At 62.7% G+C, this 13,237-nt stretch carries 14 protein-coding genes and 1 pseudogene; 1 reads left to right on the forward strand and 14 read right to left on the reverse strand.

The genetic code is table 11. The features are described from left to right. Positions 1-279: 279 nt before the first annotated feature. Positions 280-1,536, reverse strand: coding sequence for a UDP-N-acetylglucosamine 1-carboxyvinyltransferase (murA, locus tag F0Q45_RS09710; protein ID WP_149653745.1), 1,257 nt, complete (start codon positions 1,534-1,536; stop codon positions 280-282). 70 nt (positions 1,537-1,606) lie between these two features. Between murA and F0Q45_RS09715 the strand changes: the two genes are divergently transcribed. Further along, complete coding sequence (locus F0Q45_RS09715; protein ID WP_149653746.1) at positions 1,607-2,206, forward strand: cob(I)yrinic acid a,c-diamide adenosyltransferase; 600 nt, start codon at positions 1,607-1,609, stop codon at positions 2,204-2,206. Between the two features lie 8 nt (positions 2,207-2,214). Here the strand turns inward: F0Q45_RS09715 and F0Q45_RS09720 are convergent, their stop codons facing one another. The 13 genes and pseudogenes from F0Q45_RS09720 to F0Q45_RS09780 form a co-directional block, all read right to left on the reverse strand. Further along, positions 2,215-2,658, reverse strand: a complete 444-nt coding sequence (locus F0Q45_RS09720) for a DUF2550 domain-containing protein (RefSeq protein WP_149653747.1) — start codon at positions 2,656-2,658, stop codon at positions 2,215-2,217. Positions 2,659-2,665: 7 nt separating this feature from the next. After that, positions 2,666-3,031: a F0F1 ATP synthase subunit epsilon gene (locus F0Q45_RS09725; protein WP_149653748.1), complete on the reverse strand. Its 366-nt coding sequence runs from the start codon at positions 3,029-3,031 to the stop codon at positions 2,666-2,668. Positions 3,032-3,064: 33 nt separating this feature from the next. Continuing rightward, positions 3,065-4,513, reverse strand: a complete 1,449-nt coding sequence (gene atpD, locus F0Q45_RS09730; RefSeq protein WP_149653749.1) for a F0F1 ATP synthase subunit beta — start codon at positions 4,511-4,513, stop codon at positions 3,065-3,067. Positions 4,514-4,542: 29 nt separating this feature from the next. After that, the gene (locus tag F0Q45_RS09735; RefSeq protein ID WP_149653750.1) at positions 4,543-5,457 is read right to left on the reverse strand and encodes a F0F1 ATP synthase subunit gamma; all 915 of its coding nucleotides are present in this window, start codon (positions 5,455-5,457) and stop codon (positions 4,543-4,545) included. Between the two features lie 18 nt (positions 5,458-5,475). Continuing rightward, positions 5,476-7,131: a F0F1 ATP synthase subunit alpha gene (gene atpA / locus F0Q45_RS09740; RefSeq protein ID WP_149653751.1), complete on the reverse strand. Its 1,656-nt coding sequence runs from the start codon at positions 7,129-7,131 to the stop codon at positions 5,476-5,478. Between the two features lie 74 nt (positions 7,132-7,205). Further along, complete coding sequence (locus F0Q45_RS09745; RefSeq protein ID WP_149653752.1) at positions 7,206-8,546, reverse strand: F0F1 ATP synthase subunit B/delta; 1,341 nt, start codon at positions 8,544-8,546, stop codon at positions 7,206-7,208. 6 nt (positions 8,547-8,552) lie between these two features. After that, positions 8,553-9,068 carry a F0F1 ATP synthase subunit B gene (locus F0Q45_RS09750; RefSeq protein ID WP_149653753.1) on the reverse strand — a complete coding sequence of 172 codons (516 nt, stop codon included), beginning with the start codon at positions 9,066-9,068 and terminating at the stop codon, positions 8,553-8,555. Between the two features lie 9 nt (positions 9,069-9,077). Then, a complete protein-coding gene (locus F0Q45_RS09755) occupies positions 9,078-9,323 on the reverse strand; it encodes a F0F1 ATP synthase subunit C (RefSeq protein ID WP_003406686.1) in 246 nt (81 codons plus the stop codon). 57 nt (positions 9,324-9,380) lie between these two features. Continuing rightward, positions 9,381-10,133 (reverse strand): F0F1 ATP synthase subunit A, encoded by a 753-nt coding sequence (gene atpB, locus F0Q45_RS09760; RefSeq protein WP_149653754.1) that lies wholly within the window; start codon positions 10,131-10,133, stop codon positions 9,381-9,383. After that, positions 10,126-10,620, reverse strand: coding sequence for an ATP synthase subunit I (locus F0Q45_RS09765; protein WP_149653755.1), 495 nt, complete (start codon positions 10,618-10,620; stop codon positions 10,126-10,128). Before F0Q45_RS09765 ends, atpB begins: the two co-directional genes overlap by 8 nt. 228 nt (positions 10,621-10,848) lie before the next feature. After that, positions 10,849-12,057 (reverse strand): glycosyltransferase family 4 protein, encoded by a 1,209-nt coding sequence (locus F0Q45_RS09770; RefSeq protein ID WP_149653756.1) that lies wholly within the window; start codon positions 12,055-12,057, stop codon positions 10,849-10,851. A gap of 31 nt (positions 12,058-12,088) precedes the next feature. Continuing rightward, positions 12,089-12,742, reverse strand: coding sequence for an L-threonylcarbamoyladenylate synthase (locus F0Q45_RS09775; protein ID WP_149653757.1), 654 nt, complete (start codon positions 12,740-12,742; stop codon positions 12,089-12,091). Positions 12,743-12,781: 39 nt separating this feature from the next. Further along, positions 12,782-13,237: pseudogene (locus tag F0Q45_RS09780) on the reverse strand (peptide chain release factor N(5)-glutamine methyltransferase); the annotation flags it as partial.

Below are 13,237 nucleotides of genomic sequence, written 5' to 3' on the forward strand. Positions count from 1 at the left end.
ACGCTGACGCGTGAATCGATTTCACAATCAGAGATAACCTGACAAGACGCCAAAAACTGGCATCTGAATATACGACTACACCCTCACACGGGGCGTGAAAGGTATAGTCAAAAAAACAACAACAAACAAATACACCAAACACACTATTGAGTTCTCAAACAACACATTTTGCTTATCTTCGCCCGCTTCGGGGCAACCCTGCCAGCTTAATACGATTCCGGCGGGAGAGTCAAGCCCCGGTTTTGGCTCACAGCGCGAGAGACGTGACCTGCGGCTGTATCAAGAGCATACCCTCTCGATCTCGGCCCCGAGACTGACCAGGTTCTCCACGAACAATGGATAGCCGCGGTCGATGTGAAACACATCATGGACCTCGGTGTCGCCATCAGCGACCAGCCCCGCCAGTACCAGGCCAGCCCCGGCACGGATGTCTGAACACCAGACTGGAGCACTGGATAGTTGCGGCAGGCCTCGTACGACGGCGTGATGGCCGTCGGTGCGAGCATCGGCTCCCAGCCGGATCATCTCCTCGACGAACCGGAACCTGGCCTCGAACACATTCTCGGTAATCATCGAGGTGCCGTCGGCGATCGATGCCAACGCGATCGCCATCGGCTGCAGGTCGGTCGGAAAGCCGGGGAACGGCAGGGTCGCAACGTTGACGGCTTTCGGCCGTTCGTACTGGACGATGCGGAAGCTGTCGTCAGTCTGGGTGACGGTAGCGCCCGCGTCATGCAGCTTGTGCAGCACCACCTGCAGATGCGACGGATCTATTCCCGTCACCGTGATGTCGCCGCGCGTCATGGCCGCGGCGATGCCCCAGGTGGCGGCCACGATGCGGTCCCCGATGACGCGATGCTCGGTCGGGTGCAGCCGCGAGACGCCGGTAATCGTCATCGTGGGCGAACCAGCACCTTCGACCTGGGCGCCCATTTGGTTCAGCATGGTGCACAGGTCGACCACATCAGGTTCGCGCGCCGCATTGTGGATAGTAGTCACGCCCTCAGCCAGTACCGCGGCCATCAGGATATTCTCGGTGGCCCCTACTGAGGGGAATTCCAACTGAATCTCGGCCCCGCGCAGAGTTTCCGCTTGGGCCACCACACACCCGTGCTCGATATTGCACTGGGCGCCCAGCTGCCGAAGGCCCGCCTGATGCATATCCAGCGGCCGGGATCCGATCGCATCCCCACCCGGCAGCGCGACCTTGGCCTGCTTGCAGCGCCCGACCAGCGGTCCCAGCACGCACACCGAGGCCCGAAACTGCCGTACCGCGGCGAAGTCGGCGTCATACTTCGGCTCATCGGGTGACGTGATACGCGCAACGTCGCCGTCAAGCTCCACCGTGGCACCCAAGCCACGCAGCACCTCGGCCATTAGCGGGACGTCGAGGATGTCGGGGCAGTTGGTGATAGTGCTGGTCCCTTCGGCCAGCAAGGTGGCGGCCATCAGCTTGAGAACGCTGTTTTTGGCTCCCCCGACGGCGACTTCGCCTGACAACCGGTTGCCACCAGTCACCACGAATCGCTCCGCCACCCGGGTGAGTCTAATGAAGCGGTATCGGCTTGTCAGTCAGGCGAGTAGGTCGACCCGGTACCGTTTCCTCATGGCAATCCATCTGACCCGCATCTATACCCGGACCGGCGACGACGGAACCACCGGGTTAAGTGACTTTTCCCGGGTCTCGAAGACCGATGCACGCCTGGTCGCCTACGCGGACTGTGACGAGGCCAACGCCGCCATCGGCGTCGCGGTCGCGCAGGGGAGCCCCGATCAGCAGATCACGGAGGTGCTCAGGCAAATCCAAAACGACCTGTTTGATGCCGGCGCAGATCTGTCAACGCCGGTGCTGCAAAACCCCGAGCACCCCCCGCTGCGGATCACCCAGGCCTACATCAACCGGCTCGAAAGGTGGTGTGACACCTACAACGAGGGTCTTCCTGCACTGAATTCCTTTGTGCTGCCAGGGGGCTCGCCGTTATCGGCGCTGTTACACGTCGCTCGGACAGTGGTGCGTCGGGCCGAGCGATCGGCGTGGGCCGCAGTCGAAGCAAACCAGGAAAGCATCAGCGTATTACCGGCGAGATATCTCAACCGGCTTTCGGATTTGCTGTTCATTCTGTCGCGGGTGGCCAATCCGGATGGCGATGTGCTGTGGCGACCGGGCGGCGGCCAACCGGTGGATGAATTCGGTGGGGACGCTTAGCTTTTAAGTTAGACGCTACGACGACGCGCACGCGGTGATGGACGTGATTCCAACCAGGACAGAAACGCCATCAGCGCGCCTCGGTCCAGCGCCAGCTCGTATCCCGGCCTGCGGTCTTGGGTCGTATCGCGCAGTTCCAGAACGACGATCTCATCGGTCATGATGTCGAACTCATTGCCGCGCGGCGCCCGGCGGGCGATGATCTCGACGCCGCGCCTGCTGAGCCGGCGATCCGGCCACAAACGCAGGCTGGATAGCCGATAGAACGCGGCTTCGCCACCGCGGTAGCGGATCACACCGTGGCGCCACCCGTGACCTCCCACCGCCGGGATATCGCGCATGATTCCCGCTGTGCCGCCCTGGCGTAGCTTCCACAGCCGATAACTCAGGGCGAGGACGGCTATCCCCAACAAAACCACAAGCACGACCATGCTAACCATGGGCGCGCTCACCGACGTGCTAGTCGATCGCGCCGACAGCGCGCAATCTGGCGCGTCCCCTGGCGGCGATTCGGGGATCGTCGGACTCGGAGTCCTGCTTGGCGACGCTCTCGTCGATCTCCGATTCGAACTCCGCGGATTCGGCGAGAATGGTCACTCTCTGGTCGGTTACCGACATGAAACCGCCATCCACCGCGACGCGTAGATCCTTTTCGCCCTCGCGCTCCAGGCGCACCATGGCGTCGTCGACCAGTTGGGCGACCAGCGGGATGTGGTGCGGCAAAATACCGATCTCACCCACGGTGGTGCGGGTGAACAGAAACGTTGCCTTGCCCGACCAGATCTTGCGGTCGACCGCGACGAATTCAACGTTCAGTTCCGCCACTGCACACCACCTTTCGGCTCATCGGGATAGTCTTTATAGCTTCGCGCCGAGGCTCTCGGCCTTCTTCGCCAAGTCGTCGAGGCCACCGATCAGGAAGAAGGCTTGCTCGGGCACGTGATCGAATTCGCCCTTGGCCAACCGGTCGAATGCCTCGATGGTCTCTTTGACCGGAACCGTCGAACCAGGCTGACCAGTGAATTGCTCAGCAGCCATCATGTTCTGCGAAAGGAACCGCTCGATACGGCGGGCCCGGTTGACCAGCTGCTTGTCCTCCTCGGACAACTCGTCGATACCAAGAATCGCGATGATGTCCTGAAGGTCCTTGTAGCGCTGCAGGATCCGGATGACTTCTTGCGCCACCCGGTAGTGCTCGTCACCGACGACGCCGGGGTCCAGGATGGTCGAGCTCGAAGCAAGCGGGTCCACTGCGGGGAAGATGCCTTTGGAGAACACCGCCCGGGACAGCTCAGTCGTAGCGTCCAGGTGCGCGAACGTCGTCGCCGGGGCCGGGTCGGTGTAGTCGTCGGCGGGCACGTAGACCGCTTGCATCGACGTAATCGAGCGTCCCCGCGTGGAGGTGATGCGTTCTTGCAGCTCACCCATCTCGTCGGCCAGGGTGGGCTGGTATCCCACCGCGGACGGCATCCGGCCGAGCAGCGTGGACACCTCCGAGCCGGCCTGGGTAAACCGGAAGATGTTGTCGATGAACAACAGCACGTCCTGGCCCGCCTCGTCGCGGAACCATTCCGCCATCGTCAAGGCGGACAGCGCGACCCGCATACGAGTGCCGGGCGGCTCGTCCATCTGGCCGAAAACCAACGCGGTGTCCTTGAGCACGTTGGCTTCTTGAAGCTCGACCCACAGGTCGTTGCCCTCGCGGGTACGCTCCCCGACGCCGGCGAACACTGAGGTACCGCCAAAGTTTCGCGCGATCCGGTTGATCATCTCCTGGATCAGCACCGTCTTACCCACGCCGGCACCACCGAACAGTGCGATCTTGCCGCCACGCACATACGGCGTCAGCAAATCGACGACCTTGAGACCGGTTTCGAGCATCTCGGTCCGGGGCTCGAGGTCTTCGAAGGCCGGCGGCTTGCGGTGAATCGACCAGTGCTCGAATTCTTCGCCGTAGCCCGGCTCGTCCAGGCAGTTGCCCAGTGCATTGAAGACGTGGCCCTTGACGCCTTCACCCACCGGCACCGAGATCGGGTTGCCGGTGTCGGTGACCTCGACGCCGCGCACCAAGCCGTCGGTGGGCTGCAGCGAGATCGTGCGCACCAAGCTGTCGCCGAGGTGCTGCGCCACCTCCAGCGTGAGAGTTTTCGCCAGTGACTCGAAGTCGATCTCGGCGTGCAGGGCGTTGAACAGCTCCGGGACGGAACCACGCGGGAACTCGACGTCGACGACCGGGCCGGTGACCCGCACTACCCGTCCGCTCGTCTCCGACCTGGTCGACTTCGTCTTTTCGGCTGTAGCTGTCATAACTTTCTTCACTTCCTGGTGGGGGCTAGCTAGCGAGCGTCTGCGAGCGCATTTGCGCCACCGACGATTTCGCTAATCTCCTGGGTGATCTGTGCCTGCCGCTCACGGTTTGCCATTAGCGTCAGGGCCTTGATTAGGTCGTCGGCGTTGTCGGTGGCCGACTTCATCGCCCGTTGGCGCGACGCCAGCTCCGATGCTGCTGATTCCAGCATTGCCGCATACACCCGGGTGGTCAGGTACCGCGGTAGCAGCGACTCGAACAGCGTCGTCGCATCCGGCTCGAAGGAGTAAAGGGTGCGCGCCGTTGGCTCTTCCTCGACGTATTCCACTACCATCGGGGCCATCCGGCGCGCCTCGGTCGACTGGGACAACATCGACTTGAAATCGGTGTAGACAATGTGCAACTCATCGACGCCGTCGTTGTCGGTCTGCTGGCTCTCACCTGCATCAGTGCCCATCATGAAAGCTTCAACCAGCGCCGAGGCGATCTCCGCGGCATTCTCGTATTTGGGTTGCTCGGAGAATCCAGTCCACGACGCGGTGATGTCCCAATGCCGGAATGTGTAGTACGCCAGCGCTTTTCGTCCCACAACGTAGAGCACCGGCTGCTTGCCTTCCTCCCGCAACAAGGAGAACAACTCCTCGGACCGGCGAAAGACGTTGGCGTTGTACGCACCGCACAAACCTCGATCAGACGACACGACCAAAACTCCGGCCCGCTTGGGCTCGGGACGCTCAACGAGCAACGGATGGTCAAGCGCGGCCTCTGCGGCCAACGTGGTCAGCATCTGCGTGATCTGTTCGGCGTACGGCCGGGCGGACTCCAGCCGAGCCTGCGCCCTGGCAATACGCGATGTCGCAATCAGCTCCTGGGCCTTGGTGATCTTTTTGATCGAACCGGCCGATCGGATCCGCCCGCGCAGTTCGCGAAGTGTGGCAGCCATGTCATATACCTGCTGGTGCTATTTCTTCTTCTTTTGCTTCGGCGCGGGCTTGTGGACTTCTACCGATTCCTTGCCCAACTTCTCCTCGTCGAGCGCCTCGACGTGCTCGTCGGGTACCACCGACTCACCATTAGATGCCGCGAAGCCCTTCTTGAAGTGGTTGATGACGTCGGTCAGCGCCTTCTCGGTCTCTTCGGTGAGCTTCTGGGTGTCGCGAATGGTGCTCAGCAGTTTCTCTTCAGAGGCCCGAATGTGGTCCAGCAGTTCGGCCTCGAACCGCTTGACGTCCTCGACAGGTACTGAGTCCAGGTGACCGCCAGTGCCCAAGAAGATCGAAATGACCTGCTCCTCCACGGCCATCGGCTGGTACTGCGGCTGCTTGAGCAGCTCGACTAGCCGCGCACCGCGGTCCAGCTGCGCCTTGGATGTGGCATCCAGGTCAGAGGCAAACGCGGCGAAGGCTTCCAGCTCGCGGTACTGCGACAGGTCCAGACGCAACGAACCGGCCACTTCTTTCATGGCTTTGATCTGGGCGGCGCCGCCGACGCGGGACACCGAGACACCGACGTTGATGGCCGGCCGCACACCCTGGTTGAACAAGTCGGTCTCCAGGAAGCACTGCCCGTCGGTGATGGAAATGACATTTGTCGGGATGTAGGCCGAGATGTCGTTGGCCTTGGTCTCGATGATCGGCAGACCGGTCAGCGAGCCGCCCCCGAGGTCATCGGACAGCTTGGCGCAGCGCTCAAGTAACCGTGAGTGCAAATAGAACACGTCGCCCGGGTAGGCCTCGCGGCCCGGGGGACGGCGCAGTAGCAGCGAGATGGCACGGTATGCCTCGGCCTGCTTGGTCAGGTCGTCGAAGACGATCAGCACGTGTTTGCCGTCGTACATCCAATGCTGAGCGATGGCCGAACCCGTGTACGGTGCAAGCCATTTGAAGCCTGCGGAGTCCGACGCCGGCGCGGCGACGATCGTGGTGTAGTCCATCGCGCCGCCCTCTTCCAGCGCGCGGCGAACTGAAGCGATCGTCGTGCCCTTTTGCCCGATGGCCACGTATACGCAGCGCACCTGTTTCTTTACGTCGCCGCTTTCCCAGTTCTCTCGCTGGTTAAGAATGGTGTCGACACAAAGGGCGGTCTTACCGGTCTTGCGGTCACCGATGATCAGCTGCCGCTGCCCACGGCCGATTGGGGTCATCGCGTCGATCGCTTTGATTCCGGTCTGCAGCGGTTCCTTGACGCTTTGCCGCTGCACAACCGACGGTGCCTGCAGCTCAAGAGCGCGCCGCGTTTCCGCTTCGATGTCGCCGCGACCGTCAATCGGCTGGCCGAGTGGGTTGACCACCCGGCCCAAGAAAGCATCGCCGACAGGTACCGAGAGAACCTCCCCGGTGCGCTTGACCTGTTGGCCTTCTTGAATGTTCTCGAAATTGCCGAGGATGACCGCGCCGACGCTGTGTTCATCGAGATTGAGCGCCACACCCAGGACACCGCCCGGGAACTCCAGCAACTCCTGGGTCATGACCGAAGGCAAACCCTCCACGTGCGCGATACCATCCCCGGCGTCCACCACGGTGCCGACCTCCTCGCGAGCGGTATCCGCGGTGAAGGAGCCTACGTACTCTTCGATCGCGCTCTGGATGTCGTCAGCAGAGATTGTCAACTCGGCCATGGCTTTTCGTCTTCCTACTTCGGTGTGTGTTGACTAGTTCGGGTTTCAGGGTTGGGTGATCAAGCAGTCGTCTTTCAATCGGGCAACTGCGCCTCGGCAGCGGCCAAACGAGAAGAAAGCGTCCCGTCAATCACCTCGTCGCCCACCGCGATGGACAGGCCGCCCAGCAGTTCGGGGTCAATCTGCAGCTGCACGGTCACCGGGTGACCGTAGATGCGGCTCAGCACGTCCGTTACCCGAGTGCGCTGGGTGTCGCTGAGCTCGGCTGCCGCACTGACCTGCGCGACGACTTCACCGCGACGTGCCACTGCCACTTCGGCCAGAAACAGCACTGCGTCCTCGGCCGGCTGACCTCTCAAGAGGTCAACGGTGTGAGATAGCAACGCAACCGCAATCGGATTGACTCTGCTCCCCGCGCTGTCGAGCACCTTGTGCAATAGCCGGACCCGACCTTCGGCCGCAACGACGTAGTCACCCAACAGGATGGAAAGTCGTGGCTGAGCGTCAAGGATGCGCGAGAACCGGAAGAGCTGATCTTCGACCTCGTCGACCTGGCCCTCACGTTCGGCGACAGCCAGCAGGGCTTGCCGCGACGCGTGCTCGATGGCGTCGACCAAGTCGGAGCTAGCCGACCAACGCTGCGAGACTGCCGCCCGCAATATGTCGACTGCGGAGCCGCCTACCTTGCCGGCTATCAACCGCTCCAGCAACCGGATGCGTGGTCCCGCGTCTTCAGAAGGCAGTGTGAGATAGCGGGTGGCGACGGCTTCACGATCCAGCAGTTTGGCTACCGATACCAGTTCGTCGGCCAGCGTGGACAATGCGTTGCTGTCAAGGCCTTTGGCTACGGTGGCGAATTTTTCGGCCACGTTCTCCAGCGCCCATCGGCTCGCCGACCGCATCTTCGCCGCAATCGGAGACTCGACGTCGGCCGGCGCCGGCGCCATCGCATCGAGCTCGTCGAGGAAACGGTCGACCGTGGCGGACTGCTGCGCCAGGTCGGCAACGTAGTTGCGGACCAATTCGCCTGCCTGGCGCACGGATTCGTGTCCAAGTTCCAGCCGCAGCTGACGGGTCAGCTGGGCACGCAGCAGCTCGACCTGTCGGACACCCTGGACCTTGATTCGTTCGGCCTCGATCCCAGCCTGGCCCTGCAGTTGTTCGGTAATGCGCTTGGCGTCAGTCTTGGCCTCTTCGACCATTCGTTCGGCCTCGGCCCTGGCGGAATCCACCGCCTTGCTGTGCGCGGTCGTCGATTCGGTCAGCCGATCGGCGGCGGCGGCCGCGTCTATCAACTGCTGGCGGACGGTGTCCTGCCGAGCTGCCATCAGACGCCGCACGGGTGGCACCACATAGCGCCACACCAGAAAGACGATGGCCGCGAACCCAACGAGCTGTCCGATGAATGTCGACATGGTCAGTTACCTCGTTGCAGCCGAGGTGGTCACGTCGACGCCGAGGATCCGGCTGGCCAGCGTCGCAGACATCGTCCCTACGTCGGCGCGCAAATCCAGTTCCACGGCATCCCTTTCCCGCTTCAGCTGCTCGCTGGCCGCTTGCAAAGTCGACGCCACTTCTTGCTCGGCCCGGGCGCGCGCGTGTTCGACGACCTTACGACCCTCGGCCCGGGCGCTGTCGCGATGAGACGACGCCTGGACCCGAGCTCGGGTCATAGCTTCGTCGTAATCGGCCTGGGCAGCCGCGAACTGCTCCGCCGCCTTCTTACTGTCGGCCAGTGTCTTGGCCACCATGGCGTCACGTGCCCGCAAAACCTTCAGGATGGGCGGCACGACGAACGTGCCGATAACGCCCAACACCAGCAAGAAGATGGCCAGCACGAAGAAAAACGTGCCGTTGGGAATGAGGAAGTTGCTGGTCTTGCCACCTTCCTCAGCCGCCTGGTTTGCAGCCAGTACAAGAGAGTGCGCGTCGCCCATCACTGCGAATTACTTGACGGGCGTGGCGAATACGAACAGCGCCATAAACGCCAGGTTGATGAAGTAGGCTGCCTCAACCAGACCGACGGTGATGAAGAACGGGGTAAAGAGCCGTCCCTGTGCCTCAGGCTGCCGCGCGACACCGGAAATAAGCGCGTTACCGGCGACGCCATCACCGATCCCGGCGCCGATCGCGCCACCGGCCATGATGAGTCCACCGCCGATGAGAGCGCCGGCAGCGATAGTGGGGTCCATTCCTTATCCTCCTTGATAACTCTGGTAGCGGTTTACCAGGTCTAAAAAGTAGCGGTACTAGTGGTGTTCCTCTTCCAGCTCCATCGCTTGGCTGAAGTACAAGATCGTCAGCAGCGCAAAAATGAACGCCTGGATGGCTCCGACGAACAAGTCGAACGATTTCCAGATCGCGTTCGGCAACCACATGACGTAGGGCGGAAACAGCGCAATCAGCGCCACCAGAATGCCGCCCGCGAAGATGTTGCCGAAAAGACGAAGCGACAACGAGATCGGCTTGGCAAGTTCTTCGACGACATTGATCGGCGCGAGGATCGCCACGTGTCCCTTGAGCAGCTTGATCGGGTGTCCGATGATGCCGCGACGCCAGATGCCGGCCGCGTGATAGCAGACGAACACGAACAAGGCCAGCGCCAGCACGTAATTGATGTCCGCGGCCGCCGGCTTGAGCAACTCGGTGGTTTGCCCTTTTTCGTCGGTGTACTGCACCGGAAGCACTGAGAGCCAGTTCGAGATCAGGATGAACACGAAAATGGTCACCGCGAGCGGCAACACGAAAGGCGCGATCCGCATCCCGATCGCGCCTTCGACCTGGTTACGCATCTGAATGGTGATCGCTTCGAAGAACAACTGCACGCCCCCCGGCACATCCGTCGAGGTGACCTTGGAGCGCAAATAGAAAGCGAGTGCGATCACGATCACCGCGGCGATGGCCGTCGAAAGGATCGTGTCGGTGTTCACCGTCATGCCGAGCCAGGTGGCGGTGTGGTGCTCGCCGACCTCGATTTGGGCGGCCAGGATCGACTCAGTCATCGCTGGTGCTCCTCACTTCCGTCCCTTCCGCTGCCGGCGATCCCGTCCTTACCCCGCCGTCGGAGTTGTCGGGGGACTCCCCACTGCGCAGCTTCTTCCAGACCGGCAATGCCGTCGATGCGACCAGCAGCAGCTGAAAGAGCGCCAGTCCGAACACCACGCCTAGTCCAGCGGGCCGGAAAACGTAGGCGATGATCAGACCGACAATGGTGATAATCGCCAGCCGCGCCGCAGAGTTGAGGGCCATCGAGCTTTTCAGTGGATGCTCTTTTGCGGTGATCGACTCCACCGAGCGCCGCACCAGCAGCGCGTTGAGCAAACCCAGCAGCAGCCCGACACCAAGGAATACGCCGACCATCAGGTGCCCACCGAAACCGGCCACCAGCATCGCCACCGCGGTGAGTGTCAGGCTGATGACAAATAACCGAACCGGGCGGAACGCAACAGAGGGAAACACCAACGGCGCGTCCTGCGCTGGTGTCGTCACTGCAGCACCTCAATCCCGGGTTGACGGGGCGGAAACCGCCTGATCGACTGATCGGTGGCCCGCCGAGCGTATCGCAAGGCTCACGGTGGAATCACCCAAGGGGTAGCTCCCTATGTCGGTCGTCAGTCGGCACGGTCGGATACACATCCAGCAGGCTGGCGGGCCGGCAACCCGCGAGAATATTTTTCGGGGTTCTACCTGCAGCTTATCACGTGGTAGCGGTCACTACTACTCATCGTCGTAGAGTTCATCCCGGCGGCGCAGGAGCGGGATTACTGTCGCGACGCCGGCGATGAGAATGGCACCTAGCATCACCGCCGCGGTATGACGCGGGTTGAAGAAGATGGTGCTCGCCGCGCCGAACGCGACGATGCCTACCCACAGATAGATGAGCAACACCACTCGGCGATGCGAATGACCGATCTGCAACAGGCGATGGTGCAGGTGCATCTTGTCGGGACTGAATGCGCTGCGGCCGGCCCGGGTACGCCGCACGATCGCCAGCAGCAGGTCCAGCATCGGTACCAACATGACGGCCACCACCAGCAGGAACGGCGACAGCAGAGCAAATACGTCGCGGGCGCCGTACGCGTTCTGAGAGATCGGGCCGGCGGCGGCGGTGGATGCGGCCGCCAACATCAGGCCGATGAGCATCGAACCGGAGTCGCCCATGAAGATCTTGGCTCGGTGAAAGTTGTGCGGCAGAAAGCCGAGGCAAGCTCCCGCGAGCACAACCGAGATCACGGCCGGGGGATAAAACAACACGTCACCACCGTGGTCGCGGAGTAGACCGACCGAGAAAATGCAAATAGCCAGTGCCGTGATGAGGCCCAGTCCGGCGGCTAGCCCGTCAAGACCGTCGACGAAGTTCATCGCGTTGACGATCGACACGGTCAACGCCAAGGTGAGCAAGATCGAGGAGGCTTGGTCCAGCACGATGGTTCCGACGCCGCCCACCGGGATATAGAGGACACTCCAGGCCACGCCCATGGTGACCAGCACACTGGCGGCAGTGATCTGACCGGCAAACTTCGTCAGTGCGTCCAAACCCCACCTGTCATCGATGAGGCCGATCCCCATAATGACGGCGCCCGCGACCAGCACCGCGGGCATGCCGGTGGAATAGACGAACCCGCGGGTCAGCGCCGGAAGCTGGGAGGCTAGAAAGACGGCCGCGACAACGCCCAAGAACATTGCCAACCCGCCCATGCGGGGGGTGGGCGTTACATGCACGTCTCGTTCCCGCGGATATGCGACGGCCCCCAGCCGGGTCGCCAGTATGCGAACCGGCCCGGTGGCGAAATAGGTGACGATGGCTGCGGTCAGCCCGACGAGTGCAAGTTCACGCAGCGGGACACCGGCACCGCGCGCAGACAGGGCGAGCAAACCACGAGCAAGGCTGGCCACATCGCTGGACACCTCGAGACCGTACTTCACCAACCTGAAACCCCGATACTGCCCAGCGGGCTTAGCCGATCAAGGACTCCGCATCCACACCGAGCACTTCGGCGATCCGCTCGGTAGGCACCGGTCCCGGACGCAAAATGCGCGGGGAAGCTCCGGTCAGGTCGACGATCGTCGACGCGGCCTGCTGCTCAGAGGGACCACCATCCAGATAGACATCGACACACTCGCCAAGTTGGCGGCGCGCCTCCGCGGCGTCGACCGCGGCCGGCTGGCCGGACACGTTGGCGCTGGACACTGCCAAAGGGCCCGCCGCACGCAACAATTCAATGGCAACGGGGTGTAGCGGCATGCGCAGCATCACAGTGCCACACGCGTCTCCGAGATCCCACTGCAGCGACGGTGCCTGCGCCACCACCAGACTCAGCGCCCCGGGCCAAAAAGCACGTATCAGTTCGCGCGCCCCGGCAGGCATCGAAGAAACCAGCCCCTCGATCGTGTGCCAGGAGCCGACCAGCACACCCACCGGCATATCGCGCCCACGTCTCTTCGCCGAAAGCAGTGCGTCGACCGCAGCGCGGTCGAACGCGTCGGCGGCGATTCCGTAGACGGTGTCCGTGGGCATGACGACCAGTCGGCCCGCCTGGAGCGCCGCTACCGCAGCGCTGATACCGGTGCAGCGCTGCTCGGGATCGGCGCAGACGAAGACGCTAGTCACCAGCGCCACTCTCCCCCGCAAGCGGGTGGTGCCCCCACCTCATCGCTGCGTCCCCCGCAAGCGGGGTGCCCCCACCGCATCGTCGCGGCGCAAGTCATGGGCGCCGCCTCTCTTGCTGGCCGTCACGAACCTGGTCCGCCCGGTCAGATCTCGGCGAGCTACCACGTTTTCGAAACGCGTTGTCCGATAGATCAATTCGACAGTCGACTCGGAAGTGGTGTCGTCATGTTCGACCGCGAACCGACCGCCGGGCCGCAGCCAGCGTCCGGCCAGCCGCACCACGTGGGCGATCACCGTCATCCCGTCCGGTCCACCGAACACGGCGCGATGGGGATCATATTGTGCCACTTCAGGTTCCACAATCGCGCTGTCGGGAACGTAGGGCGGGTTGGCGACGACGAGGTCGACCTGCCCGTCGAGGTCGGGCCGCAAACCCGGTGTGGTGACATCGGCTCGCACCAGTTCCACGCTGCTGCCCTCGGTATTACGGCGCGC

It is taken from the genome of Mycobacterium simiae (assembly GCF_008370645.1).
Classification (GTDB): Bacteria; Actinomycetota; Actinomycetes; order Mycobacteriales; family Mycobacteriaceae; genus Mycobacterium; species Mycobacterium simiae_A.

Coding starts and splice junctions, on each gene's coding strand:
- F0Q45_RS09715 (WP_149653746.1), top strand. CDS start 1,607: ATGGCAATCCATCTGACCCGCATCTATACCCGGACCGGCGACGACGGA.
- atpD (WP_149653749.1), bottom strand. CDS start 4,513: ATGACAGCTACAGCCGAAAAGACGAAGTCGACCAGGTCGGAGACGAGC.
- F0Q45_RS09735 (WP_149653750.1), bottom strand. CDS start 5,457: ATGGCTGCCACACTTCGCGAACTGCGCGGGCGGATCCGATCGGCCGGT.
- atpA (WP_149653751.1), bottom strand. CDS start 7,131: ATGGCCGAGTTGACAATCTCTGCTGACGACATCCAGAGCGCGATCGAA.
- F0Q45_RS09745 (WP_149653752.1), bottom strand. CDS start 8,546: ATGTCGACATTCATCGGACAGCTCGTTGGGTTCGCGGCCATCGTCTTT.
- F0Q45_RS09750 (WP_149653753.1), bottom strand. CDS start 9,068: ATGGGCGACGCGCACTCTCTTGTACTGGCTGCAAACCAGGCGGCTGAG.
- F0Q45_RS09755 (WP_003406686.1), bottom strand. CDS start 9,323: ATGGACCCCACTATCGCTGCCGGCGCTCTCATCGGCGGTGGACTCATC.
- atpB (WP_149653754.1), bottom strand. CDS start 10,133: ATGACTGAGTCGATCCTGGCCGCCCAAATCGAGGTCGGCGAGCACCAC.